At 74.3% G+C, this 26,135-nt stretch carries 24 protein-coding genes; 8 read left to right on the top strand and 16 right to left on the bottom strand.

Annotated elements, in window-relative coordinates:
• Positions 1-62: 62 nt before the first annotated feature.
• From ABFY03_RS32000 to ABFY03_RS31990, 3 genes are all read right to left on the bottom strand, one after another.
• Positions 63-764: an ABC transporter ATP-binding protein gene (locus ABFY03_RS32000; RefSeq protein ID WP_319010482.1), complete on the bottom strand. Its 702-nt coding sequence runs from the start codon at positions 762-764 to the stop codon at positions 63-65.
• Positions 765-822: 58 nt separating this feature from the next.
• Positions 823-2,301 (bottom strand): ABC transporter permease, encoded by a 1,479-nt coding sequence (locus tag ABFY03_RS31995; RefSeq protein WP_319010481.1) that lies wholly within the window; start codon positions 2,299-2,301, stop codon positions 823-825.
• Between the two features lie 103 nt (positions 2,302-2,404).
• Positions 2,405-3,100, bottom strand: a complete 696-nt coding sequence (locus tag ABFY03_RS31990; protein WP_346171473.1) for a type 1 glutamine amidotransferase domain-containing protein — start codon at positions 3,098-3,100, stop codon at positions 2,405-2,407.
• Positions 3,101-3,230: 130 nt separating this feature from the next.
• On the opposite strand from ABFY03_RS31990, the gene ABFY03_RS31985 reads away from it, so the two are divergent.
• Positions 3,231-4,202, top strand: coding sequence for a LysR family transcriptional regulator (locus tag ABFY03_RS31985; protein ID WP_386723797.1), 972 nt, complete (start codon positions 3,231-3,233; stop codon positions 4,200-4,202).
• Positions 4,203-4,243: 41 nt separating this feature from the next.
• Here ABFY03_RS31985 and ABFY03_RS31980 read toward each other — a convergent pair whose 3' ends face one another.
• A complete protein-coding gene (locus ABFY03_RS31980; protein WP_346171472.1) occupies positions 4,244-5,287 on the bottom strand; it encodes a S66 family peptidase in 1,044 nt (347 codons plus the stop codon).
• A 62-nt stretch (positions 5,288-5,349) separates the two neighbouring features.
• Positions 5,350-6,546 carry an ROK family transcriptional regulator gene (locus tag ABFY03_RS31975; protein ID WP_346171471.1) on the bottom strand — a complete coding sequence of 399 codons (1,197 nt, stop codon included), beginning with the start codon at positions 6,544-6,546 and terminating at the stop codon, positions 5,350-5,352.
• A gap of 177 nt (positions 6,547-6,723) precedes the next feature.
• Here ABFY03_RS31975 and ABFY03_RS31970 point away from each other — a divergent pair, with 177 nt between their 5' ends.
• Genes ABFY03_RS31970 through ABFY03_RS31955 form a run of 4 tightly spaced genes read left to right on the top strand, consistent with a single transcriptional unit; the run spans position 6,724 to position 9,171 of the window.
• On the top strand, positions 6,724-7,293 hold the full coding sequence (locus ABFY03_RS31970; protein WP_319010477.1) for a winged helix-turn-helix transcriptional regulator: 570 nt from the start codon (positions 6,724-6,726) through the stop codon (positions 7,291-7,293).
• Positions 7,290-8,234 (top strand): ketopantoate reductase family protein, encoded by a 945-nt coding sequence (locus ABFY03_RS31965; RefSeq protein ID WP_319010476.1) that lies wholly within the window; start codon positions 7,290-7,292, stop codon positions 8,232-8,234. The genes ABFY03_RS31970 and ABFY03_RS31965 overlap by 4 nt, the downstream gene beginning before the upstream one ends.
• 38 nt (positions 8,235-8,272) lie before the next feature.
• Positions 8,273-8,914, top strand: coding sequence for a phosphoribosylanthranilate isomerase (locus ABFY03_RS31960; RefSeq protein ID WP_346171470.1), 642 nt, complete (start codon positions 8,273-8,275; stop codon positions 8,912-8,914).
• Positions 8,915-8,916: 2 nt separating this feature from the next.
• The gene (locus ABFY03_RS31955; protein ID WP_346171469.1) at positions 8,917-9,171 is read left to right on the top strand and encodes a hypothetical protein; all 255 of its coding nucleotides are present in this window, start codon (positions 8,917-8,919) and stop codon (positions 9,169-9,171) included.
• Between the two features lie 120 nt (positions 9,172-9,291).
• Here ABFY03_RS31955 and xylB read toward each other — a convergent pair whose 3' ends face one another.
• Entirely contained in the window at positions 9,292-10,770 is a 1,479-nt protein-coding gene (xylB, locus tag ABFY03_RS31950) for a xylulokinase (RefSeq protein WP_346171468.1), read from the bottom strand.
• A gap of 122 nt (positions 10,771-10,892) precedes the next feature.
• Between xylB and xylA the strand changes: the two genes are divergently transcribed.
• Entirely contained in the window at positions 10,893-12,065 is a 1,173-nt protein-coding gene (xylA, locus tag ABFY03_RS31945) for a xylose isomerase (RefSeq protein WP_319010472.1), read from the top strand.
• Between the two features lie 24 nt (positions 12,066-12,089).
• On the opposite strand, the gene ABFY03_RS31940 is transcribed toward xylA, so the two are convergent.
• The 6 genes from ABFY03_RS31940 to ABFY03_RS31915 form a co-directional block, all read right to left on the bottom strand.
• Positions 12,090-13,172 carry a LacI family DNA-binding transcriptional regulator gene (locus ABFY03_RS31940; protein ID WP_386723798.1) on the bottom strand — a complete coding sequence of 361 codons (1,083 nt, stop codon included), beginning with the start codon at positions 13,170-13,172 and terminating at the stop codon, positions 12,090-12,092.
• A gap of 94 nt (positions 13,173-13,266) precedes the next feature.
• Complete coding sequence (locus ABFY03_RS31935; RefSeq protein ID WP_319010471.1) at positions 13,267-13,587, bottom strand: L-rhamnose mutarotase; 321 nt, start codon at positions 13,585-13,587, stop codon at positions 13,267-13,269.
• Positions 13,588-13,736: 149 nt separating this feature from the next.
• Positions 13,737-14,762 (bottom strand): LacI family DNA-binding transcriptional regulator, encoded by a 1,026-nt coding sequence (locus ABFY03_RS31930; RefSeq protein WP_319010470.1) that lies wholly within the window; start codon positions 14,760-14,762, stop codon positions 13,737-13,739.
• A 28-nt stretch (positions 14,763-14,790) separates the two neighbouring features.
• Entirely contained in the window at positions 14,791-15,705 is a 915-nt protein-coding gene (locus ABFY03_RS31925; protein WP_319010469.1) for a carbohydrate ABC transporter permease, read from the bottom strand.
• Complete coding sequence (locus tag ABFY03_RS31920) at positions 15,702-16,634, bottom strand: carbohydrate ABC transporter permease (RefSeq protein WP_319010468.1); 933 nt, start codon at positions 16,632-16,634, stop codon at positions 15,702-15,704. Before ABFY03_RS31920 ends, ABFY03_RS31925 begins: the two co-directional genes overlap by 4 nt.
• Complete coding sequence (locus ABFY03_RS31915; RefSeq protein ID WP_319010467.1) at positions 16,631-17,950, bottom strand: ABC transporter substrate-binding protein; 1,320 nt, start codon at positions 17,948-17,950, stop codon at positions 16,631-16,633. Before ABFY03_RS31915 ends, ABFY03_RS31920 begins: the two co-directional genes overlap by 4 nt.
• Before the next feature lie 218 nt (positions 17,951-18,168).
• Between ABFY03_RS31915 and ABFY03_RS31910 the strand changes: the two genes are divergently transcribed.
• Both ABFY03_RS31910 and ABFY03_RS31905 read left to right on the top strand, forming a co-directional pair.
• A complete protein-coding gene (locus tag ABFY03_RS31910; RefSeq protein ID WP_319010466.1) occupies positions 18,169-20,196 on the top strand; it encodes a beta-galactosidase in 2,028 nt (675 codons plus the stop codon).
• Between the two features lie 721 nt (positions 20,197-20,917).
• Positions 20,918-22,498, top strand: coding sequence for a glycoside hydrolase family 53 protein (locus ABFY03_RS31905; RefSeq protein WP_346171467.1), 1,581 nt, complete (start codon positions 20,918-20,920; stop codon positions 22,496-22,498).
• A 63-nt stretch (positions 22,499-22,561) separates the two neighbouring features.
• Here ABFY03_RS31905 and dgoD read toward each other — a convergent pair whose 3' ends face one another.
• Genes dgoD through ABFY03_RS31885 form a run of 4 tightly spaced genes read right to left on the bottom strand, consistent with a single transcriptional unit; the run spans position 22,562 to position 26,112 of the window.
• Positions 22,562-23,707, bottom strand: coding sequence for a galactonate dehydratase (dgoD, locus tag ABFY03_RS31900; RefSeq protein ID WP_319010464.1), 1,146 nt, complete (start codon positions 23,705-23,707; stop codon positions 22,562-22,564).
• A 10-nt stretch (positions 23,708-23,717) separates the two neighbouring features.
• A complete protein-coding gene (locus tag ABFY03_RS31895; protein WP_319010463.1) occupies positions 23,718-24,470 on the bottom strand; it encodes an SDR family NAD(P)-dependent oxidoreductase in 753 nt (250 codons plus the stop codon).
• 26 nt (positions 24,471-24,496) lie between these two features.
• On the bottom strand, positions 24,497-25,474 hold the full coding sequence (locus ABFY03_RS31890) for a sugar kinase (RefSeq protein ID WP_319010462.1): 978 nt from the start codon (positions 25,472-25,474) through the stop codon (positions 24,497-24,499).
• On the bottom strand, positions 25,471-26,112 hold the full coding sequence (locus ABFY03_RS31885; protein ID WP_346171466.1) for a bifunctional 4-hydroxy-2-oxoglutarate aldolase/2-dehydro-3-deoxy-phosphogluconate aldolase: 642 nt from the start codon (positions 26,110-26,112) through the stop codon (positions 25,471-25,473). The genes ABFY03_RS31890 and ABFY03_RS31885 overlap by 4 nt, the downstream gene beginning before the upstream one ends.
• Between the last annotated feature and the right edge of the window lie 23 nt (positions 26,113-26,135).

Raw genomic sequence — 26,135 nt, 5'->3', positions numbered from 1 at the left:
TCACGCCACCGTACGCGCTGTTCGACATTGCCGAACAAGAGTGCGGTGGCGTGATCCGCGTCTCAGGCGGGCGTCGGGGCGGCGGCCTTCGGGTTGTCGGTGACGGTGAGCCGTCCCTTGCGGAGGGTCGCGAGGCGCGGGGCCCGGCGGGCCAGGGCGCTGTCGTGGGTGACCATCACGAAGGTCAGGCCGTGCTCCCGCCAGAGCCCTTCGAGGAGTTCGGCGATCTCGTCGCGGGTGGACTCGTCGAGATTGCCCGTGGGTTCGTCGGCGAGGAGCACCTGGGGCCGCTTGACCAGCGCGCGGGCGATGGCGACGCGCTGCTGCTGACCGCCGGAGAGCTCGGACGGCAGGTGCGCGGCGCGCTCGCCGAGGCCGACGGAGTCCAGCGCTTCGGCGGCCCGGCGGCGGCGCTCGGCGGCCTTGACGCCGAGCGGGACGAGCGCGGTCTCCACGTTCTCCTGCGCGGTGAGCGTGGGGATCAGGTTGAAGCTCTGGAAGACGAAGCCGATGTACCGGCTGCGGACGGCCGTGAGCCGGGCCTCGGAGAGCCGGGCGAGGTCGGTGCCGTCGAGGAACACGCTGCCGGCGGTGGGGCGGTCGAGGCCGCCGAGCATCTGGAGCAGGGTGGACTTGCCGCCGCCGGTGGGGCCCTGGACGACCAGGCGGTCGCCCGGGGCGATCGTCAGGTCGATCCCGGCGAGGGCGTCGACTCTCGCCTGGCCGCGCCGGTACTGCTTGGTGACGCCGATGAGTTCGTACATGGGTGGGACTCCTGGGGTGCGGGAGGGGCTCCTGCGGTACGGGGGGGGTGGCAGGCGGCTACGCGACGCGGCGCAGCGCGTCGGCGGGGCGCAGCCGGGAGGCGCGCCAGGCGCCGAAGGCCCCGGCGACGAGTCCGCCGACGAGGGCGAGGAGCACGGCGAGCCCGACGGTGGCGAGGCTGACGGGCGCGGTGAGCGCGATGTCGACGCTGCGGCCGGCGGCGGTGCGTGCCATGCCGGGCCCGCCGAGCACCATGCCGCCGCCGCGTCCGGCGAACCCGCCGGTGGCGGAGCCGAGTTCGGCGGTGAGGGTGGGGCTGGCGGCGGTGACGGCGTAGGCGCCGGCGAGGCCGGCCGCGATGCCGAGGGCGCCGCCGATGACGCCGTTGACGAGGGCTTCGCCGACGACCTGGCGGGTGACGCGGCCGCTCTTCCAGCCGAGCGCCTTGAGGGTGCCGAACTCGCGGACGCGGCGGCTGACGGCGGAGGAGGTGAGGAGCCCGGCGACGAGGACGGCGGCGAGCAGGACGGCGTACGAGAGCCACCTGCCGACGCTGGAGGCGAGGCCGGCGGCGGTGTCGAGGGAGCCGGAGACGGTCTGGGCGAGGTCGGCGGAGGTGGTGACGGTGGTGCCGGCGACGTTCTTCTGGATGGCCGCCTTGACGGCGTCGATCCGCGTCGAGTCGGTGGCCTTGACGTAGACCGTGGTGACCTTGCCGGCCGAGCCGGAGAGGGTCTGCGCCCGCTGGAGCGGGAGGTAGACCTGGGCGGCGGACTGGCCGCTGTCGGCGGTGGCGATGCCGATGACCTCGAACGCCACGCCCTTGACGGTGAGTTCGTCGCCGACGGCGAGGTCCTGCTGCTGGGCGTAGGCGCTGTCGACCACGACGACGTCGGCGTCGGTCTCGGTGGTCTTGAACGTGCGGCCCTCGGTGACGGTGGAGGTGGTGAGGGGGCCGAGGTCGGGGCTGGTGACGTCGGTGCCGTAGAGGGTGAAGGAGTCGACGTCGAAGGCGGCGCCGCCGCCGGTGACGGTGTCGCCGGGACCGCCGCCGGTGCCGCCCTGCGCCTTCCCCGGGCCCTGCGGCTGCCCTTCCGCCTGGCCTTCGCCGCGCTGGATCTCGCCGCGCCGGAACTCGCCGTCGATCTTCAGGTTGACGAGGCTGAGGCCACCGACGGCCCGGTCCACGCCCGCCTGCTTCGCCACGGTGGCCACGGTGGAGTCGGCGAGGGTCTGGAGGCCCTGGACCATCAGCCGGTCGCTGCTCTGTGCCTCCCCGTCGTCCCGGCCCTGGAACTCGAACCGGGGCCGCGCGGGCTGCGCGCCGTCGGCGGGCCGCTCCTGGGCCTTGGTCACCGTGAGGTCCGTGCCGAGCCCGTAGAGGGATTCCAGGACCTTGCCCTGGGCCTGCTTCATCCCGGCGGAGACCGAGGTCACGACGATGACCAGCGCGATGCCGAGCGCGAGCCCGGAGGCGACGACGAGCGCCGCCTTTCGGCGACGGCGCAGTTCGCGCCGGAGGTAGGTGAAGAACATGGCGGCGAAGGTAGGGCCGCCGTGTGAGGCCGGGATAAGGCCCGCGTGAGAGCCGGATGAGAGCGGGGGCGGCACCCGGCCGCCGCCCCCGCCGGGGCGCCGCTCAGGAGAGGCGCTTGAGGACCTCGGTCGCCAGCGGGGCGGAGGAGGCCGGGTTCTGGCCGGTGATCAGGTTGCGGTCGACGACGACGTGCGGGGTCCACGGCTCGCCCGCCTGGACGTCGACGCCCTCCTCGCGGAGCCGCGTCTCCAGGAGCCACTTCGCCCGGTCGGCGAGGCCCGCCTGGGTCTCCTCGGCGTCGGTGAACGCGGCGACGCGGTAGCCGGCGAAGGCGTTCGTGCCGTCCTCGCCCACGGCGGCGAGCAGGGCGGCCGGACCGTGGCAGACGACGGCGAGCGGCTTGCCGGAGCCGAGCGCGTCGATCAGCAGGCGCCCGGAGTCGGCGTTCACGGCGAGGTCCTCCATGGGGCCGTGGCCGCCGGGGTAGAAGACGGCGTCGTACTCGGCGAGGTCGACGTCCTCCAGGCGGATCGGGGTGCGGAGCTGGGCGAAGGCGTCGAGGGTGGCGGCCACCCGGGCGGCGCCCTCGGGGCCGCCGTTGGCCTCGGGGGCGAGGCTGCCCCGGTCGACGGTGGGGACGACGCCGCCGGGGGTGGCGACGACGACCTCGTGGCCGGCGGCGGTGAACGCCTCGTAGGGCGCGGCGGCCTCCTCGGCCCAGAAGCCGGTGGGGTGCTCGGTGCCGTCGGCGAGGGTCCAGTGGTCGGCGCCGGTCAGCACGAAAAGGATCTTCGACATGGGTCTGCGGGGCCTCTCGGTCGCGAAGGGGGGCGGGTCGCCGTGCCGGGCCCCTGGAGGGGCGTCGTCCGGACGGCGAGGGTTCGACCGTAGGCGTCCGGACCCATGGGAATCCAATAGGCTCGGACATGTGGACGATAGGAATTCCGATGGATCACCGGGAATACCGGCGGGGCCCGGACCGGGGCCGGCCGGGCCGCCGGACCTGAATCTGCTGCGGACCTTCCTCGCCGTGTACCGCGCCGGGGCCTTCACCGCCGGCGCCCGGGTGCTGGGCCTGTCGCAGCCCACGGTGACCGCGCAGATCCGGGCCCTGGAGGGCCGGCTCGGGCGGGAGCTGTTCGAGCGGCTGCCGCGCGGGGTGGCGCCGACGCCGTTCGCGGACGATCTGGCGGCGCGGGTGATGGGCCCGCTGGACGCGCTGAGCGCCGCCGCCGGCGCGGCGGCCGGGGCGCCGGGCGAGGAGGGCCCGGCGGAGCCGGTCCACCTGGCTGGCCCGGCCGAGTACCTGTCGCACGCCGTGCTGCCGACGCTGGCGCCGCTGGTGGAGCGGGGCGTGCGGCTGCGGATCGCCTTCGGCCTGACGGACGGCCTGCTGGACGAGCTCCGCGCGGGCCGGCACGACCTGGTGGTGTCGACGGTACGGCCCCGGGGCCGCAGCCTCGCCTGGCTGCCGCTCGACGACGAGGAGTTCGTCCTGGTGGCCGCGCCGGTGTGGGCCGAGCGGATCGGCGGCCGGATCGCCGAGGAGGGCCCGGCCGCGCTGCACGGCGTACCGCTCGTGGCGTACGCCGAGGACCTGCCGATTCTGCGCCGGTACTGGCGCCACGTCTTCGGCCGGCGTCTGACGGCCGTGCCCGCGGTGACCGTCCCGGACCTGCGGGCGGTCCGGGCGGCGGTGGCGGGCGGTGCCGGGGTGAGCGTCCTGCCCCGCTACCTGTGCGCCGCGGAGCTGGCCTCGGGCGCCCTCGTCCCGCTGCACCTGCCGGAGGACCCGCCGATCAACACGGGCTTCCTGGTGCAGCGCCCCGGCCCGCCGGCCCCACCGCACGTGGCGCTGGTGCGGGACCACCTGGTCCGGCGGGGGCGGGAGGCGGGATAGGGCGAGCGGGTCCGTCCTTTCCCCGCGCCCCGCCCGCCGCGTCAGTACGTGACCGTGATGCGGCGGGCGGGGCCGTCCACACGGATCGTGCCGCCGTACGGGATCACCACCTGCGGGTCGGTGTGCCCGAGGTCCACGTCGAAGACGGCCAGGGTGTCGGGGGCGTAGGCGTCCAGCGCGCGGAGCACGGCGGCGCGCTGGGACTCCCGGTAGGCGGCCCGGGCGGCCGGGTCGTGGGGGGAGTCGAAGGACCAGGCGCAGGCCCGGCCCATGAGGAGCGCGGGGAAGCGGGCGAGCAGGCCCCGCTCCCCCATCGCCCGCAGGATCCGGAAGACCTCGTCGGCGGAGGGCAGCAGCTCCGAGGTCTCCAGGAACAGCACCCCGCCCTCGTACGCCTCCGGCTCCGCGATCTCGCCGCCCGCCATGAGGAGTTGGGCGACGGTCTCCAGGCAGCCGCCCCAGGAGCGGCCCTCGACCACCCGGTCGGCCCGGTGCCAGTGCCAGGGCCCGGCGGGCTCCATGACGGGCGCGGAGTCGAAGGTGCGGGGGTCCTCCCAGGGACGCTCGACGTCGTTGGTCTCGGTCGGGTCCGGCAGGTCGTACGGTCCCGAGCCGAAGAGCGCGGCCCGGACCGAGGCGTCGGTGACGGGGTGGACGGCGCCGGGGCGGCCGAACTGCGTCATCACGGAGGCCCCGTGGTAGCCGACGACGCCGAGGTTCCACAGCCGCATCAGCAGGTTGGTGTTGTCGCTGAACCCGAAGAACGGCTTCGGGTTCGCACGGATCAACGCGGCGTCGACGTGCGGGAGAAGGGTGATCTGGTCGTCGCCGCCGATGCTGGCGACGATCGCCTTCACGGTGGGATCGGCGAAGGCCGCGTGCAGGTCGGCGGCCCGGTCCTCGGCCGAGGCGCCGAGCTTGCGCGTGGTCGGGTACTCGACGGGCACGAGCCCGTACTCCTCCGACAGGCGCCGCAGCCCCCACTCGAAGGGCAGCGGCAGCACTTCGGGCAGCCCGGCGGCGGGCGAGAGGACGGCGACCCGGTCGCCGGGGCGCGGCTTGGGGGGAATGACGATGTCCGGCATTCCCGCACCCTACTGGGGAGTTCGCGCCGCCCTCGCGCCTTTTCCTCGCCGGCCGGGCAGGGTCAGCGGGTGTGGGCGAGCGGGTCGGCGAGGACGTCGTGGAGGACGAGGGCGGCGGCGCCCCGGGCCGCGTCGGTGGCCGGGGAGGCGGCCCGCAGGCGGAGGGCGTCGGCGGGCCAGAGGCCGGAGACGACCCGTTCGGCGAGTTCGGCGGTGACGGCCGGGGCCAGCCAGGGCATCAGCCGGGGGTAGATCCCGCCGAGGACGACGGCCTCGGGGTCGAGGAGGTTGACCGCACCGGAGAGGGCGCGGCCGAGCATCCGGCCGGCCTCGGCGAGGGCCGCGAGCGCCCGCGGGTCGGCGCGCTCGGCGCGGGCGGCGAGGTCGTCGACGTCCGCGGCGCCCGTCGCGCCCAGCAGCGCGGCCTGACCGGCGTACTGCTCCAGGCAGCCGCGGGAACCGCAGCGGCAGCGGGGCCCCTCGGCGTCGACGACGAGGTGACCGATCTCCCCCGCGAAGCCGTGGGCGCCGCGCAGGAGTTCGCCGTGGACGACGACGGCGCCGCCGACGCCGGTCTCGCCGGTGAGGTGGAGGAAGGTGCGGGGCGTGCCGGCGGCGCCGAAGCGGAGTTCGGCGAGGGCCGCCATGTTCGCCTCGTTGTCGGAGGCGACCGGGAGCCCGTGGGCGCCGGGGCGGAGGGCGGCGAGGGCGTCGCCGAAGAGGCGCTCGGCGGGGGTGTCGTGCCAGCCGAGGTTGGGGGCCTGGCGGACGGTGCCGCCGGAGATCAGGCCGGGCAGGGCGAGGGCGGCTCCGGCCGGGCTCAGACCGAGCGCCTCGGCCTCCGAGAGCGCCTCTGCGGCGACGCGGGCGGCGCGGTCGAGGACCTCGGGGGCGGCGGCGCGGTTGTCGACGCGGACGGTGCGGCGGATCCGGTCGGTGCCGGTGAGGTCCACCAGGCAGACGGAGACGTAGGCGACGTTGATCTCGACGCCGAGGCCGGCCGGGCCGGTCCCGGCCGGCTTGAGGACGGTGCCGGGGCGGCCCGCCTGGCCGCTGAAGGTCTTGCCGGACTCGACCAGGAACCCGAGGTCGAGGAGTTGTTCCACGAGGGAGGAGACGGCGGGCCGGGTGAGTCCGACGCGGGCGGCGACGGCGGCCCGGGTGGTCTCGCCGGCGTCGTGGACGGTCCTGAGGACGAGGCTCAGGTTGTGCCGGCGCACCCCCGCCTTGTCGGCCTTGGGTTCCGTGGGCTGGTTCATGGTGAGCGTGAGCCTAGTCGCCCCCTTCGCTCGAACAGAAATACCCGCCGCGCCTGCGCACGGGGGCCCACCGGCCCCTCCGCGCCGGGGCCCGTCGGCACCTCCGCGTGGCCGGCCGACGGCACCTCCGCGCGAAAAGAGTTCAGTGACCGAACTCTTTCGCGTACGCTGCCCGCCATGACCCTTCCGCGCGACTACCGCGGCCAGACCTGCTCCCTCTCCCGCGCGATGGAGGTCGTCGGCGAGCGGTGGACGCTGCTGATCCTGCGGGACGCCTTCTACGGCGTCCGCAGGTTCGGCGAGTTCGCCGCGCACCTCTCCCTGCCCCGGGCGGTGCTCACCGACCGGCTGGCCGGGCTCACCGCCGCCGGCGTCCTGGACCGCCGACCCGACCCGGGCGGCGGCCGCCGCGAGGTGTACGCGGTCACCGCCAAGGGCCTCGGGCTGTGGCCGGCGGTCCGGGCGCTCACCGAATGGGGCGAGGAGCACGCGCCGCCGCCCGGCGGCGGACCGCGCCGCCTCTTCCTGCACCACGCCGACGGGGCCCGGGTCGGCCCCGACGGGCACTGCTCCGGCTGCGCCGCCGTCGTCCCGCCCGGCGACCTGCTGGTCGCCCCGGGGCCCGGGCTCGCCCCGCCCGGCGCCGGCGCCGACCCGGTCACGGCGGCCCTGACCCGCCCGCACCGGCTGCTCACCCCGCTGCTCACCCCCGCGCCGGTCCGGCGCTCCACGAAGGGAACCCCATGAAGATCCTCGTCGTCGGCGCCGGTGCCACCGGTGGCTACTTCGGCACGATGCTGGCCCGCTCCGGGCAGGACGTCACCTTCCTGGTCCGCCCCGCCCGCGCGGCGGCGCTGCGCGCGGGCGGGCTGCGGGTGGTGGGCCGGGACGAGGAGTGGGTGCTCGACGCGCCCCGGCTCGTCACGGCCGGCGAGGGGCCGTCCGGAGGCCCGTACGACCTCGTCCTGCTCGGCGTGAAGGCGACGGCCCTCGACGCGGCCCTGACCGACCTGGCCCCGTTCGTGGGGCCGGGGACGGCGGTGCTGCCGCTGCTCAACGGCCTGGCCCACCTCGACGCGCTGGAGGCCCGGTTCGGCGCCGGAGCCGTCCTCGGCGGCGTCGCGAAGGTGGTCACGGTGCTCGACGACACCGGCGCGATCCGGCGCCTCGCGCCGCTGGCGCACCTGGCCCTCGGCGAGCGGGACGGCACGGTGTCGCCGCGCGTGAAGGAGATCCGTACCGTCCTGGAGGAGGCCGGGATCGACGCGCCCGTGCCCGCGTCGATCGTCACCGCGATGTGGCACAAGTGGGTCTTCATCACCACCTTCGGCGCGGTGACCAGCCTGATGCGGGGCACGGTCGGCGAGGTGTACGACACCCCCGGCGGGCCGGAGCTGGGCCCCGCGGTGCTCGCGGAGGCGGCGGCGGTCGCCGCGGCGGCCGGACACCCGGTGCCGGAGGAGGAGCGGGCGGCGACGCTCGCGGTGGTCTCGGCGTCCGGCTCGCCGATGGTGCCCTCGCTCTACCGGGACCTGACGGCGGGCCGCGCCACCGAGGTCGAGCACCTCTTCGGGGACCTCACCGCGCGGGCGCGCGCCCTGGGCGTGCCGACCCCGCTGCTCGACCTGGCCACCCTCCACCTGCGGGTGCACCAGCGGCGGATCGACGCCACCGGGAGCGGTCAGTAGGCTCGGCGGCGCCGGGACGGGAGCAGAGGAGCGACAGAGTGTTCGTCAAGGTGTGCGGGCTCGCCACGACCGCCGACATCGACGTGGCCGCCGAGGCGGGCGCGGACGCGGTCGGCCTGGTGATCAGCGGGACCAGTGTCCGGGGGCTCGACCGGGACCGGGTGCCGGCGCTCGTCGCGCACGTGCCGGACGGCGTCGTGTCGGTGCTCGTCGTCAACGACACCCCGGCCGCCGAGGCCGCCCGGATCGCCGCCGACCTCGGCTTCGACGCGCTGCAGCTGCACGGACGCGCCTACGGCCGCGCCGAGTTCGAGGCCGCCGCCGAGGTCTTCCCGCACCTGTGGCGGGCGACCGCGCTCGCCGACGGGCCCGACACCCGGGTGGGCGCGCTGGGCGAGGAGATCCTGCTGCTCGACTCGCCCAGGGCGGGCTCCGGTTCGCGCTGGGACCTCTCGCTCCTGGACACGGCCCGCCCGGAGGGCCACTGGCTCCTCGCCGGCGGCCTCGCCCCGGGCAACGTCGCCGAGGCCATCGCCACCGCCCGCCCCTGGGGCGTCGACGTCTCCAGCGGCGTCGAGTCCGCGCCCGGCGTGAAGGACCACGACCTGATCCGCGCCTTCGTCGCGGCGGCGAAGGCCGGGCCGCCCGCTCAACCCTCGGACGTCTCCGCACGTCAGTAGGGGTGAAGCAGGACGCTACCGAGAACGAGGGGACCGTGATGGTGGAGGAACTGGCTGAGGTCGTGGTGAGGGCGGCCGGTGTGGCGGCGCGTGGCGTGGCCTCCCTGCTCACGATCCCGGAGACCTACTCGGCTGCCGCGGAGTTCGCCGCCGCGGAGGCCGACCGCCCCGGCAGGCGGCGGGACGCCGAAAAGGCCGAGGACAAGGCCGAGGACGAACAGAAGCAGCAGGGCAAGAGGGCACCCGAGGAGGGTTAGGCACCGCCTTCGGGCGCGATGGATCCCGCCGGATCCAATATCCGGGATCCACCGTCCCGGATCCACCACCCCGGATCCACCGTCCGGGACGCTGGATCCGGGATCCGACCGCGGCCGCCCTCAGGACAGCAGCCCGGTCCTCGCCGCCCCCAGCACCCCCTCGATGCGCGCCCACGTCTCCTCGTCGCGTGCGACGGCGGGAAGGGTCTCGCCCGCGCCCGTGCCCCAGGCCGTCGCGAGGGCGACCGGGTCCTCGCCGGTGGCGGCGCCGGCGGCGAGGGCGGCGGCGCCGAGGGCGACGAGTTCGGTGGCGGCGGGGAGGACCAGGGGCCGGCCGGAGAGACGGCCGACGGTCTCCGTCCAGGTGCGTCCGCGGGCGCCGCCGCCGATGAGGCGGAGCGGACGGTCGCGTACGGCGGGGTCGGCGGGATCGAGACCGCAGGCGGCCAGGAGGCCGTCGAGGGCGCGGAGGAGGGTGAAGGCCGCGCCCTCGTAGGCGGCGCCGAGGACCGCGCGCGGGTCGGTGGCGTGCCGCAGTCCGGTGACGAGGCCGGAGGCGGCGGGCAGGTCGGGGGTGCGCTCGCCGTCCAGGTACGGCAGGACCACCGTCTCGCCGCCGGGGAGGGCGTCCTCGCGGTCGAGGCCGAAGAGCGCGGCGAACCGGTCGACGGCGAGCGTGCAGTTGAGGGTGCAGCCCAGCGGCAGGTGCGTGCCGTCGGTGGCGGCGAAGCCCGCGAGGGCCGGGTCGGCGGGGCGGGTGCGGGTGGCCGCGTAGACGGTGCCGGAGGTGCCGAGGCTGACCACGGGGTGGTCGAGGAGGCCGGCGGCGCCGAGGCCGAGGCCGACGGCGGCGGCGATGTTGTCGCCGGTGCCCGCGGCGACCGTGACCGTGCGGGGCAGGCCGAGGGCCTCGGCGGCGGCCGCGGTGAGGGTGCCCGCGCGGGTGGCGCCGGTCGGGGCGACCGTCGGCAGCATCGCCGGGTCGAGCCCGAGGAGGTCGAGCAGGGCGGGGTCGTACGCGCCGTCGGCGGTGGAGTACCAGCAGGTGCCGGAGGCGTCGCCGGGGTCGGTGAGGGCTTCGCCGGACAGCCGTTCGGTGAGCAGGTCGTGCGGGAGGCGGACCGCGGCGGTGGCCTCGGCGTGGTGGGGTTCGTGCTCGCGCAGCCACTGCCACTTGGCGGCCGTCATGGAGGCGACGGGGACCGAACCGGTGCGGTCGAGCCAGGCCTTCGGGCCGCCGAGGCGTTCGGTGAGGGCGGCCGCCTGCGGGGCGGAGCGGGTGTCGTTCCAGAGGAGGGCGGGGCGCAGCGGCCGGTGGTCGGCGCCGAGGGCGACGAGTCCGTGCTGCTGTCCGGCGACGGCGAGGGCGGTGACGTCCTCCGGGGCGAGGCCGGCGTCGCGTACGGCCGCGCGGACGGCGGTGGCCAGGGCGGTCCACCACTGGTCGGGGTCGCTCTCGCGGGCGCCGCCGGTTCCGGTGACGGTGTGCGGGGCGCGGCCGAGGCCGAGGACCCGTCCGGTGGCGGTGTCGACGGCGACGGCCTTCGCGGACTGCGTGGAGCTGTCCACGCCGATCACGACGGAGCGGCTGACGGGCACGCCCTCACCTCTTTCTCTCATCTGCGCGGCTCATGGGGTCTGGCGCCGCCGGGCGTCGGTGGCGTATTAGTTATCTCAGAAAACAAATCCTCCCGCCAGGTCACCAGGAGAAGGAACCCACCATGACCGAGCGTTTCTCCCCCACCCCCGAGGACCGTTTCACCTTCGGCCTCTGGACCGTCGGCTGGCAGGGCCGCGACCCCTTCGGCGACGCGACCCGCCCGGCCCTGGACCCGGTCGAGTCGGTCGAGCGGCTGGCCGGGCTCGGGGCGTACGGCGTCACCTTCCACGACGACGACCTCATCCCCTTCGGCGCGCCGGAGGCGGAGCGCGAGGCGGTCGTGAAGCGGTTCCGGGACGCCCTCGACCGCACGGGCCTCCAGGTCCCCATGGCCACCACGAACCTCTTCACGCACCCGGTCTTCAAGGACGGCGCCTTCACCGCCAACGACCGGGACGTCCGCCGCTTCGCCCTGCGCAAGACGATCCGCAACATCGACCTCGCCGTCGAGCTCGGCGCCCAGGTGTACGTCGCCTGGGGCGGCCGCGAGGGCGCCGAGTCCGGTGCGGCGAAGGACGTGCGGGTCGCCCTGGACCGGATGAAGGAGGCGTTCGACCTCCTCGGCCAGTACGTCACCGAGCAGGGGTACGACCTGCGGTTCGCGATCGAGCCGAAGCCCAACGAGCCGCGCGGCGACATCCTGCTCCCCACCATCGGCCACGCCCTGGCCTTCATCGAGCGCCTGGAGCGGCCCGAGCTGGTGGGCGTCAACCCGGAGACGGGCCACGAGCAGATGGCCGGGCTGAACTTCCCGCACGGCATCGCGCAGGCCCTGTGGGCGGGCAAGCTGTTCCACATCGACCTCAACGGCCAGTCCGGCATCAAGTACGACCAGGACTTCCGCTTCGGCGCCGGGGACCTGCGCCAGGCGTTCTGGCTGGTCGACCTGCTGGAGTCGGCCGGTTACGCGGGCCCGCGCCACTTCGACTTCAAGCCGGTGCGCACGGACGGCTTCGACGGCGTGTGGGAGTCGGCGAAGAACTGCATGCGGAACTACCTGATCCTCAAGGAGCGGGCGGCGGAGTTCCGCGCCGACCCGGAGGTCGTCGCGGCCCTCGCCGCGTCCCGGCTGCCCGAGCTGGCCGTGCCCACCGCCGGCGCGGGCCTGGCCGAGCTGCTGGCCGACCCGACCGCGTACGAGACCTTCGACGCGGACGCGGTCGCGGCGCGCTCGATGGCCTTCGAGCGGCTGGACCAGCTGGCCCTGGAGCACCTGCTCGGCGTGCCGCGCTGAGCCCGGACGCGCCCCGAGGCGGCGTCAGCGGGAGGTGAGGCTGGAGCGGCGGACGACCAGCTCCGGCTGGAGCACCACCTGCTGGTGCCGGTGGTCGGCCGCCGCCTCGCCGGTCTCCTCCAGGAGCAGTTCGGCGGCCCTGGCCCCCAGGGTCAGGGCCGGCTGGCGCACGGAGGTGAGCGGGACGGTGGCGGCCGCCGCGAACTCGATGTCGTCGTAGCCGACGATCGCCATGTCCTCCGGCACCCGCACCCCGGCCGCGTACAGCGCCTGGAGGACGCCGAGGGCCAGCAGGTCGTTGGCGCAGAAGACGGCGGTGGGGCGGTCGGCGAGGCCGAGCAGCCGGGAGCCGGCGTCCCGGCCGGAGGCCACGTCGAGCCGGTCCGCCGGGATCTCGCGGAGGGCCGCCGCGGGCAGTCCGGCCTCGGCGAGCGCGAGCAGCGCGCCCTCGCGGCGGTCCCGCACCTGCTGGAGGCGGTCGGGGCCGCTGACGTACGCGAAGGAGCGGTGGCCGGCGGCGGCGAGGTGCCGGATGGCGAGGGAGCCGCCGACGACGTCGTCGACGGAGACCGAGCAGCCGCCGGCCTCCTCGCCGACCCGGTCGACCAGGACGTACGGGATGCCGTGGCGGCGGAAGTCGCGGAGGTTGGCGCCGCTGGGGTCGGCGGGGGTGACGAGGACGCCGCGCACCCGCTGTTCGGCGAAGAGCGAGAGGTAGTCGGCCTCGTCGCCGGGGTTCTGGTCGCTGTTGCAGACCATCACGCCGAGTCCGGCCGCCCGGGCGGTGCGCTCGGCGCCGCGGGCGATGTCGACGAAGAAGGGGTTGCCCATGTCGAGGACGAGCAGCGCCATGATCCGGCTGCGGCCGGCCCGGAGCTGACGGGCGGACTCGCTGCGGACGTAGCCGAGCCGGTCGATGACCCGGCGGACGTGTTCGAGGGTGGCCGGGGAGACCCGCTCCGGCTGGTTGATCACGTTGGAGACGGTGCCGACCGAGACGCCGGCCTCCCGGGCCACGTCCTTGATGCCGACGGTACGGCCTCCGGCGGGCCTGGCCGCGCCGCTGCCCCCGCCGGACTCCCCGACGGTCCCGGCGGTGCCCGTCACCCGTTCCACCCGCATGTCACCTGGTCGTCCGTCCTGCCCGTCCCGCCCCGCCCGTCCGGGGTCGCCGCCACCGCTCGCATCCTATGCGGCCCCCTCACGCGAGGTGGAAGACCTCGGTCAGGGGGCGCATCGCCTCGTCCGGCCGCCGGCCGTCCAGCTCCTCGAAGAAGCCGGCCATCTCGGCCTGCCAGCGGGCGTTCACCTCGGTGGCCTCCATGGCGGCCTTCGCCTTCCCGAAGTCGTCGGTCTCCAGATAGCCGACGAGGAGGCCGTCGTCGCGCAGGAAGAGCGAGTAGTTGCGCCAGCCGGTGGCGGTGAGCGCGTCGCGCATCTCCTGCCAGACCTCGGCGTGGCGCGCCCGGTACTCCTCCACCCGCTCGGCGCGGACCTTCAGCAGGAAGCAGACCCTCTGCACAGACGGCTCCTCGGTGTCCCCCACGCGTGACTGAATCGATTCATCGTAGCGTCGGACGGGACCGCTGTCGCCCTCCGGACCCACGCACCGGCCCCGGAGCGGGGACGTGGTCCCGGCTCCGGGGCCGGCGCGGTGGGGCAGGGGTTCCGTCAGGCGGAGGCGCGGACCACCAGTTCCGTCGGGAGGATGACGGTCGCCGGGTCCTCGCCCGCTATCCGGGCGAGGAGGGTGCGGACCATCTCGGCGCTGATCCGGTCCCAGGGCTGCCGGATGGTGGTGAGCGGCGGCTGGGAGTCGAGCGCGGCCGGGGAGTCGTCGAAGCCGCCGACGGCGATGTCCTCGGGGATCCGCTTGCCGGCGCGGGCGAGGGTGTCCAGGACGCCCTGGGCCATCAGGTCGGAGGCGACGAAGACGGCGTCGGTGTCGGGGGCCCGCTCCAGGAGGGTGCGGGCGGCCTCGGCGCCGCTGGCGCGGCTGTAGTCGCCGGTGACGATGAGGTCCTCGTCGACGGGGAGCCCGCACGCGGCGAGGGTCTCGCGGTAGCCGGCGAGCCGTTCGACGCCACCGGGGGTGTCGAGCGGGCCGGTGACCGTGGCGATCCGGCGCCGCCCGGTGGCGTACAGGTGGCGGACCATCTCGCGGGCGCCGTCGCGGTCGTCGGCGGCGACGTACCCGATGCGGGTGGTCTGGCCGAGCGGCTTGCCGCAGGCGACGACGGGCACGCCGGCCTCGTGCAGCCGGGCCACCACGGGGTCGCCGGAGTGGCTGGAGACGAGGAGGACGCCGTCGACGTGGCCGGCCTCGATGTAGCGGAGGTTGCGGCGGCGTTCGTCCTCGGTGCCGGCGATCATCAGGATCAGCGGGATGTCGCGGTCGGCGAGGGCCTGGGTGCAGGCACGCAGGAGGACGTTGAAGTTGGGGTCCTCGAAGAACCGCTCCTGCGGTTCCGTCAGAAGGAAGGCGACGGAGTCGGACTTGCCGGTGATCAGCGAGCGGGCGTGCCGGTTGACGACGTAGCCCGTTCTCCTGATCGCGGCGTCGACGGCCGCCTTCGCCGCCGGGCTCACGTAGTGGCCGCCGTTGAGGACGCGGGAGACGGTGCCGCGCGAGACACCCGCCTCGCGGGCCACGTCGTGGATGGTGGCCGGGCGGCGCCTGCCCGCTGTGGTGCCCATGCTGTGTGTTCCCCTCGTTCCCCTGTGCTCAGGACTTTACGGCGCCCGACAGCAGGTCGAGGCTCCAGAACCGCTGGATGACGAGGAAGAGCGCGATCAGCGGGACGACGGCGAGCAGCGCGCCGGTGATGACGAGGGTGTAGAGGGCGGGCTGGCTGGCGCCCTGCTTGAGGAGGGTGAACAGGCCGACGGTCATGGGGAACTTCTCGTCGTCGCCGAGCATGATGAACGGCAGCAGGAAGTTGTTCCAGATGGCGACGAACTGGAAGAGGAAGATCGTCACCAGGCCGGGCCCGAGCATCGGGACGGCGATCCGGGTGAAGATCCGCCATTCGCCGGCCCCGTCCACGCGGCCCGCCTCGACCAGTTCCGCCGGGATGGCGGCCTCGGCGTAGATGCGGCCGAGGTAGACGCCGTACGGGGAGAGGATCAGCGGCAGCAGCACGGAGACGTAGCTGTCCGTCAGGTCGGCCTCGGCCATGAGCAGGTACTGCGGGATGGCGAGGATGACCGGGGGCATGAGGACGCCGGTGAGCATGACGTTGAAGAAGAGTTCGCGGCCGCGGAAGCGGTAGACGGCGAGGGCGTAGCCGGCGAAGGCGGAGACCACGGTCGACAGGACGGCGCCGAGGCCCGCGTAGAGGACGGAGTTGCCCATCCAGCGCCAGTAGATGCCGTCGCGGTAGGCGGTGAGGTCGGTGAGGTTGTCGCCGAGTCCGCTGCCCGGCAGGAAGCTGAAGGTGGAGAAGAGCTCGTCGTCGGCCTTGGTGGCGGCGACGACGACCCAGGCGACCGGCAGCAGACAGTAGACCGCGCCGAGGACGAGCGCGGCGGTGGGCAGCAGCGCGGTGCGGCGGGGGCGCGGGGGGCCCTGCGGGACGCCGGGGGTGGTGCCGGCGGCGGGGGCCGCCTTGCGGAGCGTCGGGGAGGCGAGCCCGGTCATCGGCTGGCTCCTTGTGTGGTGCGGCGGTTGGAGATCCTGAGGAGGGCGAAGGAGAGCGCGAACGTGGCCAGGGCGAGGACGACGGCCGTGGCGGAGGCCGCGTAGATGTTGCCGCCGGTGAACGCGTCGTTGAAGACCTTCATCAGGGGGCTCCAGGTGGAGGGGATGCCGTTGGTGAGCGGCCTGAGCGTGGTGGGCTCGTTGAAGACCTGAAGGGTGGCGATGATCGAGAAGAAGAAGGTCAGGACCAGGGAGGGCGCCACCATCGGGATCTTGATGCGGAGCGCGATCTGGAGCTCGGAGCAGCCGTCGAGCGTGGCGGCCTCGAAGACCTCGGCGGGCAGGGAGCGCAGCGAGGTGTAGATGACGATCATGTTGAAGCCGGTGCCGCCCCAGACCGCGATGTTGGCCATCGCGAGGTACAGCGGGCCGCCGTCCATGAGGTCGGGCTGCGGGAGTCCGGCCTTCTCCAGGAGGTGGTGGAGGGGGCTGACGTCGGGGAGGTAGAGGAAGCCCCAGAGGACGGCGGCGATGACGCCGGGGACGGCGTACGGCAGGAAGATCGCGAGCCGGGCGAAGGAGCGGCCGCGGACGCGCCGGGAGTCGAGCAGCAGCGCGAAGAAGAGGGCGAGGCCGAGCATCACGGGGACGACGACGGCGCCGTAGCCGAGGACGCGCAGCGCGCTGGCGAGGAACTCGGGGTCGGTGAGGGCGGAGGCGTAGTTCTCCAGGCCGGCCCAGACCTCGGACTTGGCGCCCTTGCCGAGGCCGTTGCCCTTGATCTCGGTCCTGTGGAAGCTCAGCCAGACCGCGTAGCCGATGGGCAGCGCGAAGAAGAGGAGGAAGAGGACGGCGGCGGGGAGGAGGAAGGCATACGGGGCCGTCTTGACCCCGTACGACCTGCGCGCGCCCTTGGGGGGCTGCGTCACTTGGCGACCTCGAAGCCCTGCTTGGCGAGGTCGGCGACCGTGGTCTCCTGGAGCTTGGCGAGGGCGGCGTCGAAGGCGGTCTTCGTCTTGGCCTTGGCGGCCTTGCCGAACTCGTCCTTGAAGGCGGTGTAGGCGACGTTCACGTTGGGGCCCCAGGCCGCGGGGGCGGTGGTCGACGCGATCTCGGCGGCCTTCCGGTAGAAGTCGGGCTGGTTCGCGAAGTAGTCGGGGGCCTTGGAGAGGGCGCCGCTGGTGTGCGCCGCGGTGGCGGCGGGGTAGATGCCGCTCTCCTTGACGAGCGCCGCCAGCGCCTCGGGGTCGGTGTTCAGCCAGGTGGCGAACCGGGCGGCGGCCGCCTTGTGCTTCGAGTCGGCGGTGACGGCGGTGGAGGAGCCGCCCCAGCTGCCGGTGGTGTTCTCGCCCTTGCTCCACTGCGGGAGGGGGGCCATGGCCCACTTGCCCTTGGTGGCGGGGGCGGCGGTGCCCAGGGTGCCGGGAGCCCAGACGGCGGAGACCCAGGCGATCTGCTCGCCGGTGTTGAGGGCGTTGTTCCAGGCGGGGGTGTACATCGGCTGGTTGTCGATGGCGCCCTCCTGGACGAGGCCGCCCCAGAAGTCGGTGACCTTCTTGGTCGCGGCGTCGTCGATGCCGACCTTCCAGGTGTCGCCCTCGAAGGTCCACCACTCGGCGCCGGCCTGCTGGGCGAGGCCGGCGAAGAGGCCGGAGTCGTTGGCGGAGAAGGTGGTGAGGGCCTTCTTCGGGTCCTTCTTCTTCAGCGCGCGGGCGGTCTCGGCGAACTCGTCCCAGGTGGTGGGGACGGTGAGGCCGTACTGCTTGAAGAGGTCCTCGCGGTAGAAGAACATCAGCGGGCCTGAGTCCTGCGGCAGGGCGTAGACGGCGTCGCCGCCGAAGGTGGTCTGCTGCCAGATGCCGCGGGGGAACTGCTCCTCGACGCCCTTGACCTCGCCGGCTATGTCGGCGAGGGCGTCGTTGCTGACCAGGGTCGGCAGGGCCTGGTACTCGGCCTGGACGAGGTCGGGGCCCTTGTGCGCCTTCGCCGCGGTGATGATCTTGGTGACCAGGTCGTCACCGGAGGCCTGCTTCTGCACGGTGACCTGGATGTCGGGGTGCTTGGCGTTCCAGAGGGCGGCGACCTTGTCCATGCCGGGCGCCCAGGCCCAGTAGGTGAGCTTGACGGGGCCGGACTCGGCGCCCGCCTCGTCGCCGGAGTCGGAGGATCCACAGGCGGTGAGCGCGGTGGCGCCGAGGAGGACGGCGGTGGCGGCGGCGAGGCTGCGGCGCGTGATCTGGGGCATGGGTTGGGTTCTCCCTGACCGAAAGGGGCCTCTCCATCGGACGGAGAGGCCGACCATGCATCTGTGAGCGTTCACAGTAGAGAAACGTTCCGGACACTTGTCAATGGTTGTTCCTGTGCGGTTATGTTGCGTTGCCACTTCGAAATCTGATGTGTGTACGTTCACAGTCACGGCAACCGAACACCCCCTTCCGTTCCACAGGTGCTCAGGAGAAACTCATGTCAGCCACGACCCCCAAGGGCCTGACCCGGCTCGCGTTCGGCGGCGACTACAACCCCGAACAATGGCCGGAAAGCGTCTGGCAGGAGGACGTGCGGCTGATGCGGGAGGCCGGCGTCACCATGGTGAGCGTCGGGATCTTCTCCTGGGCGCTCCTGGAGCCCGAGCCGGACCGGTACGACTTCGGCTGGCTCGACCGGGTCCTCGACCTGCTGCACGCGCACGGCATCAGGGTCGACCTCGGCACCCCCACGGTCGCCCCGCCCGCCTGGTTCTACCGCGCGCACCCCGAGGCGCTGCCCGTCACCGCCGACGGCGTCCGCCTCACGTACGGCTCGCGCGGGGCGATCTGCCACAGCTCCCCCGCCTACCGCGAGGCCGCCGCCCGGATCACCACCGAGCTGGCCCGCCGGTACGCCGGCCACCCGGCGCTCGCCCTCTGGCACGTCCACAACGAGTACGGCGTCCCCGTCAGCGCCTGCTACTGCGACGGCTGCGCCGCGCACTTCCGGCGCTGGCTGGACGGCACGTACGGCTCCGTCGAGGCCGTGAACGAGGCGTGGGGCACCGCCTTCTGGGGCCAGCGGTACGGCACGTACGAGGAGATCCTGCCGCCCCGCGCCACCCCCACCGTCGGCAACCCGGCCCAGCAGCTCGACTACCGCCGCTTCGCCGACGCGACCATCCGCGAGAACTTCCGGACGGAACGGGACATCCTGCACGAGCTGTCCCCCGGCATCCCGGTCACGACGAACTTCATGACCGCTCTCAGCCAGTGCGACTCGATCGACTACTGGGCCTGGGGCCGCGAGGTGGACCTCGTCACCAACGACCACTACCTGATCACCGACGGCCGCCGCACCCACGTCAACCTCGCCATGGCCGCCGACCTCACCCGCTCCGTCGCCGGCGGCGCGCCCTGGCTGCTCCTGGAGCACTCCACGTCGGGCGTGAACTGGCAGCCCCGCAACCCGGCCAAGCGGCCCGGCGAGATGGCCCGCAACTCCCTCGCGCACGTCGCCCGCGGCTCCGAGGGTGCCATGTTCTTCCAGTGGCGGCAGTCCCGGCGCGGAGCCGAGAAGTTCCACTCGTCGATGGTGCCGCACGGCGGGACCGACACCCGGATCTGGCGCGAGGTCGTCGAGCTCGGCGCCGGGCTCGGCGCCCTGGAGGAGGTCCGCGGCACCCGGACCGTCCCGGACGTGGCCATGCTGTGGGACTGGCAGTCCTGGTGGGCGCAGAAGCTGGAGTGGCGGCCGAACGAGGCGCACGACGCCCGCGAGCGCGCCGACAGCTTCTACGAGACCCTCTACGACCGGCACCTCACGGTGGACTTCGCCCACCCCGAGGCCGACCTCTCCGCCTACCCGCTGGTCGTCGTCCCCGCGCTCTACCTGATGACCGAGGCCGCCGGGCGGAACCTGCGGGAGTACGTGGAGAACGGCGGCACTCTCGTCGTCTCGTACTTCTCCGGCATCGTCGACGAGCACGACGCCGTCCACCCCGGCGCCTACCCGGGCGCCCTGCGGGACGTCCTCGGCCTCACCGTCGACGAGTGGTCGCCGCTCCTGGACCACCAGCGGGTCGGCCTCGCCGGCCCCGGCGGGGCCGCGCTCACCGGCGACGTGTGGACGGAGTTCGTCCGGCCGCGCGGGGCCGAGACGGTGTGGACGTACGCGGACGGCCCCGCCGCCGGCGGCCCCGCCGTCACCCGGCACCGCCTCGGCCGGGGCACCGCCTGGTACGTCTCCACCCGCCTCGACGCGGCCTCGCTGGACGCGATCGTCGCGGCGGCCTGCGAGGACGCCGGCGTCCCGAGCCGCCCCGGGCTCGCGCGCGACGTGGAGGTCGTCCGCCGGGCCGGCAGCCACGGCCACTACGTCTTCGCGCTCAACCACACCGCCGAGGAGGCGAAGGTGCCCCTGGACGGCACCGGCGCCGGCACGGACCTCCTGACCGGCGACGAGGTGCACGGCACGCTCACCGTCCCGGCCGGCGGCGTCCGGGTCGTCCGCCTGCACGCCTGACGCCGGGCGCCGACGCACCCGGCAGCGGGCGGCAACCTCCGGCCGACGGCCGACGGCCGACGGCTGACGGCTGACGGCTGACGGCTGACGGCTGACGGCTGACGGCTGACGATCGGCGGGCGCGACCGACCGTCGGACGGCCGGCAGTCGGGGCGTGGCCGCCGGTGCCCGCCCGCGGCTGCCGGCCTACCGGCTGACGCCGGACGGCGACACTCGCCCGCTGACGGCTGACACTCGGCGGGCGCCACCGGCCACCGGCCGTCGGACGGCCGGCGGCCGGGGCGTGGCCGTCGGTGCCCACCGGGGGCCACGCCGGCCGACCGGCTGACACCGGACGGCGACGCTCGCCCGCTGACGGCTGACAGCCGGCGGCTGGTCACCGGGGGCTTGACCGTCGGTGCTGGTCGGCGGCGACGCTCGCCGGGATGTCGGTCGGAGGGGGCGCTCGGCGCGCGGCGCCCGTCGCGGGTGCCGGGCGGCGCCCGCGCCCGGCGTCCGTGGTCGGCGTCCAGCCGGCGGCGGCACGTCGGACGGGCTTCGCCTTCGGCGGGGCCGCCGTCGCCCCTTCCCGCCCCACCCGGCCCCTTCGCGGGGTCGGGACCCCGAGACTCCCCGGGGGTGGCGCACGTGGTGCGTCGCCCCCGGGTGACCCCCCGTCCCCGAGGAACAGCGCCACCGCTCCACCACTCCCCCATCCGTCACCGTCGAAGGGACATCGGCGATGCGTACCATCCGAGGCCGTTTCCGGCTTCGCTCCGCCGTTCTCGCCACCGCGCTCGGCGCGGGGCTTCTGCTCGGGCCGCTGCCCGCTCAGCAGGCCGTGGCCGCCGCCACGCTCACCAACACCGGGTTCGAGGCCGACGGGACCGGCACGGCGACGCCGTCGGGCTGGTCCACCTACTCGGCCGCCGGGCAGAACGCGGCCTCGTTCACCGAGGCCGGCGGCCGCAGCGGCGGCTACCGGCTGTCGCACTGGTCATCGGCGGCCTACAAGGTCGAGACGTACCAGTACCTCAGCGGGCTCACCGACGGCACGTACACGCTGAGCGCCTGGGTGCGCTCCGGCGGCGGCCAGAACTCCGCGTATCTCGCCCTGCGCAACTGCGGCTCGGCCGAGCAGCGCACCGACCTGCCGGTGTCGACCAGTTCCTGGATACGGATCGTGACGTCCGTCAAGGTCGTCGGCGGCAGCTGCACGATCAGCATCAACTCGGATGCCAAGGCGGGCAACTGGATCAACGTCGATGACCTCGCCTTCACCTCCGGCTCGACCGGCCTCACGGTGAAGGGCGTGGACCTCTCCGGGCTCAAGAAGAACGAGGACTTCGGCGCCACGTACAAGAACGCGTCGGGCACGACCGGCGATCCGGTCGCGCTGCTCAGGGGCGCGGGCGCCAACTACGGCCGGCTGAAGGTGTGGGTGAACCCGGCCGACGGCTACAACGACAAGGCCCGGGTCCTCGCCACGGCCCGGCGCATCAAGGCCCAGGGCATGAAACTGCTGGTGGACTTCCACTACTCGGACATCTGGGCCGACCCGGGCGCCCAGACCAAGCCGGCCGCGTGGGCGGGGCACTCGTACACGCAACTGAGGACGGACGTGTACAACCACACGTACGACGTCCTCAACGCGCTGAAGGCACAGGGCACCACGGCCGACATGGTGCAGATCGGCAACGAGATCAACACCGGCATGCTGTGGCCGGAGGGCTCGACGAGCAACTGGACGCAGCTCGCGGGGCTGCTCGACTCCGGCATCTCGGCGGCGAAGGCGGTGTCGTCCACCACGCAGATCGCCCTGCACCTGGCGAACGGCGGCGACAACGCGCTGTACCGCACGTGGTTCGACAACGCGAAGGCGCAGGGCGTGAGTTACGACGTGATCGCGCTGTCGTTCTACGGCTACTGGCACGGTGCGCTGTCGTCGCTCCAGGCCAACCTGGACGACATCTCGGCCCGTTACGGCAAGAAGGTGATGGTCGCGGAGACGGCGTACCCCTTCCGTCTCGACAGCAAGGACGCGCACGAGAACATCATCGACCTGTCCTCGGAGCTGGTCGCGGGCTATCCGGCCTCCCCGGCGGGCCAGTCGGCGTGGCTGCGTGACGTGATGAACGTGGTGGAGGCCGTCCCGGGCGGCCGCGGCCTCGGCGTCGTCTACTGGGAGCCGGCCTGGACCGCGGTCACCGGCAACGGCTGGGACCCCACCGACCCGTCGTCGGGCAACGCCTGGGAGAACCAGGCGCTGTTCGACTACGACAGCAGGCTGCTGCCGGCGGCGAACTGGTTCGCCCACCGGTAGGCCCGCACCGCCCTGGAGGGCCGGACTCCTCGACGGGGTCCGGCCCTCCGCCCGTCGGGCGGGCTACCACTCCGCGAGCGAGCCGTCGTCGCGGCGCCAGGCCGGGTTGCGCCAGCGGTGGCCGGTCTCGGCGGCGCGTTCCACGGCCCTCGCGTCGACCTCGATGCCGAGGCCGGGCGCGGTGGGCAGGGCGACGTGCCCGTCCTCGTACCGGAAGACCGAGGGGTCGACGAGGTAGTCGAGGAGGTCGGAGCCGGTGTTGTAGTGGATGCCGAGGCTCTGTTCCTGGATGAGCAGGTTCGGGGTGGCGAAGCCGACCTGGAGGCAGGAGGCGAGCGCGATGGGCCCGAGCGGGCAGTGCGGGGCGAGGGAGACGTCGTACGCCTCCGCCATGGCGGCGATCCGGCGGGTCTCGGAGATGCCGCCGGCGTGCGAGAGGTCCGGCTGGGCGACGGCGATGCCCTGGCCGAGGACCTTCTTGAAGTCCCAGCGGGAGTAGAGGCGTTCGCCGGTGGCGACGGGGATCGGGGTGGAGCGGACGATCTCGCCGATGTGGTCGCTCATCTCGGGGACGACCGGCTCCTCCACGAAGAAGGGCAGGTACGGCTCCAGGAGCGGCAGGACCCGGCGGGCCATGGGGAGGGTGAGCCGGCCGTGGAAGTCGATGGCGATGTCGAACGCGTCGCCGACGGCCTCGCGGAGGGAGGCGACCCGGTCGACGATGGCCTGGGTCGCGGCCGGGGTGTCGATGAGCCGGAGCTGGGCGGAGGCGTTCATCTTGACGGCGGTGAAGCCCTCGTTCTTGCGGGCCAGGGCCTGGCTCGCCACCTCGTCGGGGCGATCGCCGCCGATCCAGCTGTAGACCCGGACGCGGTCGCGGACCTGCCCGCCGAGGAGTTCCCAGACGGGGACGCCGAGGGCCTTGCCCTTGATGTCCCACAGGGCCTGGTCGATGCCGGCGACGGCGCTGGAGAGGACCGGGCCGCCCCGGTAGAAGCCGCCCTTGGTGAGGACCTGCCAGTGGTCCTCGATCCGCATCGGGTCCTGCCCGATCAGGTAGTCGGAGAGTTCGTCGACGGCGGCCGCGACGGTGTGGGCGCGGCCCTCGACGACGGGTTCGCCCCATCCGGTGACGCCCTCGTCGGTGTCGATCCGCAGGAAGCACCATCGGGGGGCGACGAGGTAGGTCTTCAGGGAGGTGATCTTCACGGGGAGTCCTTCACTTGGAGTCCTTCTTGACGGTCCAGCCGCCGTCCACGACGAGGTTGGTGCCGGTGATGTAGGCGGCGTCGGCGGAGGCGAGGAAGGCGACGGCGGAGGCGACCTCCTCGGGGCGGCCGAGGCGGGCGAGGGCGGTGGCGTCGGCGGAGAGCCGGCGGCCCTCCTCGTCGACGTCGTTCCAGACGTCGGTGAGGATCGGGCCGGGCAGCACGGAGTTGAAGCGCACGTCGGGGCCGTACTCGACGGCGAACTGGCGGATCAGGGCGCACATGCCGCCCTTGGAGGCCGCGTAGGCGGGGTAGCCGGGGAGGCCGAAGTCGGCGTGGACGCTGGAGGTGGCGACCAGGCTGCCGCCCTCGGCGCGCAGGTCGTCGAGGAAGGTGCGGGCCGCGAGGTAGAGGGCGCGCAGGTTGACGGCGAGCTCGCGGTCCCAGGAGTCGAGGGGGAGTTCGTGGGCGGCGGCCGGGGTGTGGGTGAAGGCATTGCTGTGGAGGATGGAGACGGGGCCGAAGCGGTCGTGGGTCTCGTCGCGCAGGGCGGCCCAGTCGGCCTCGGAGGAGACGTCGCAGTGGACGTAGGCGGCGCGGCCGCCCTCCGCGCGGATGCGGGCGGCGACGGTCTCGCCGGCGTGGGCCGCGATGTCGGCGACGACGACGGCGGCGCCTTCGCGGGCGAGCCGGGCGGCGCTGGCCGCGCCGATTCCGGAGGCGGCGCCGGTGACGACGGCGGTCTGCCCGGAGAAACGGTTCATGGGAGGGGCCTTCTCGGAAGGGGCGTTCAGCGGGTGATGTCCTGGGCGGCCAGCAGGCCGAGTTCGGTGCGGTGCGGGATGCCCTCCCAGTCGCCGGGTACGGAGACGGCGAAGGCTCCGCAGAGGGCGGCGAGCCGCAGGCGTTCGGGGACCGGGGAGCCGTCCAGGAGCGCGGCGAGGTAGCCGGAGACGAAGGCGTCGCCCGCGCCGACGGGGTCGACGGCGCTGACGGGGACGGCGGGCCGAACGTGGCACGCGCCGCCGGTGACCGCGAGGGCGCCGCCGGCGCCGAGCTTGAGGACGGCCTCGGCGGGGCCGAGCCGGGTGAGGGCCCGGGCCATCTCCTCCGGTTCGCCGTCGGGGACGAAGAGGGCGGCCTCCTCGGGACCGGCGAAGACCAGGTCGGTGTACGGGAGGAGGCGGCCGAGGACCTCGGCGGCCTCGGCGCGGCTCCACAGGCGCTCGCGGTGGTTGACGTCGAGGGAGACGGTGACGCCGGCGGCCCGGGCGACGGCGACCGCGTGTTCGGCGGCGGCGCGGGCGGTGGCGCTCAGCGCCGGGGTGATGCCGGTGACGTGGAGGACCCGGGCGCCGCTGATCCGGTCCTCGTCGAGGTCGGCGGGGGCGAGCCGGGAGCCGGCGAGGCCGGTCCGGTAGTAGGAGACGCGGAGCCGGTCGGCGGTCCTGCGCTCGCGGAGCGTCAGTCCGGTGGGTGCGTCGGGGTCGGTGCGGGCGCCGGTGACGTCGACGCCCTCGGCGCGCAGCCCGGCGAGGATCATCGCGCCGGCGGCGTCGTCCCCCACCCGGCCGGTCCAGGCGGCGGTGTGGCCGAGCCGGCTGACGCCCACGGCGACGGTGGCCTCGGCGCCGGCCCAGCCGAGCCGCAGGGGCGCGCCGTGGGCGAACGGTCCGGGGGTGGTGGCGGCGACGACGGCCATGGCCTCGCCGAGGGTCACCAGGGCGGGTGCGGGGACGGGTCCACGCGCGCGTGCGGGGTGCGTCATCGGAGCCGTATCCCGTCCAGGAAGGCCGCCGCGCGCTCCGTGAGGGCCGCGAGGGAGCCGCCCTCGCAGGCGTCGCCGACGAGCGGGCCGCCGATGCCGAGGGCGGTGGCCCCGGCGGCGAGGTAGGCGGGGGCGTCGGCGGCGGAGATGCCGCCGGTGGGGACGAGCGGCACGTCGGGGAGCGGGGCGCGGACGGCCTTGACGTACGCGGGGCCGCCGGTGGCTGCGGGGAAGAGTTTGACCAGGGTGGCGCCGGCCCGCCAGGCGGTGAGGATCTCGGTCGGGGTGTAGGCCCCCGGGAGCACCGGTACGTCGAGGCGGACGGCCTCGGCGATGACGTCGGTGCAGGTGGCGGGGGTGATGAGGTAGGTGGCGCCGGCCTCGACGGCGGCCTGGGCCTCGGCGGGGGTGGTGACGGTGCCGGCGCCGAGGGCGAGTCCGGGCGGGGCGTCGGCGGCGTACTCGCGGAGCGCGTCGAGCACACCGGGGGTGGTGAGGGTGAACTCGGCGGCGCGGACGCCGGTGGCGAGGAGGGTGTCGGTGACCTCGGCGAAGCGGGCGGCCGAGGTGGAGCGGAGGATCGCGATGACGGGGGCGGCGGCCAGGGCGGCGCGCAGCCCCTCGTACGGGCTGGTCATGGTGGGTTCCTGAGACGGGGTCA

The sequence above is a fragment of the Streptomyces roseofulvus genome (assembly GCF_039534915.1).
GTDB classification, from domain to species: domain Bacteria; phylum Actinomycetota; class Actinomycetes; order Streptomycetales; family Streptomycetaceae; genus Streptomyces; species Streptomyces roseofulvus.
Note: the sequence above shows the minus strand (reverse complement) of the source record. Positions and strands in the feature narration are given on the sequence as shown.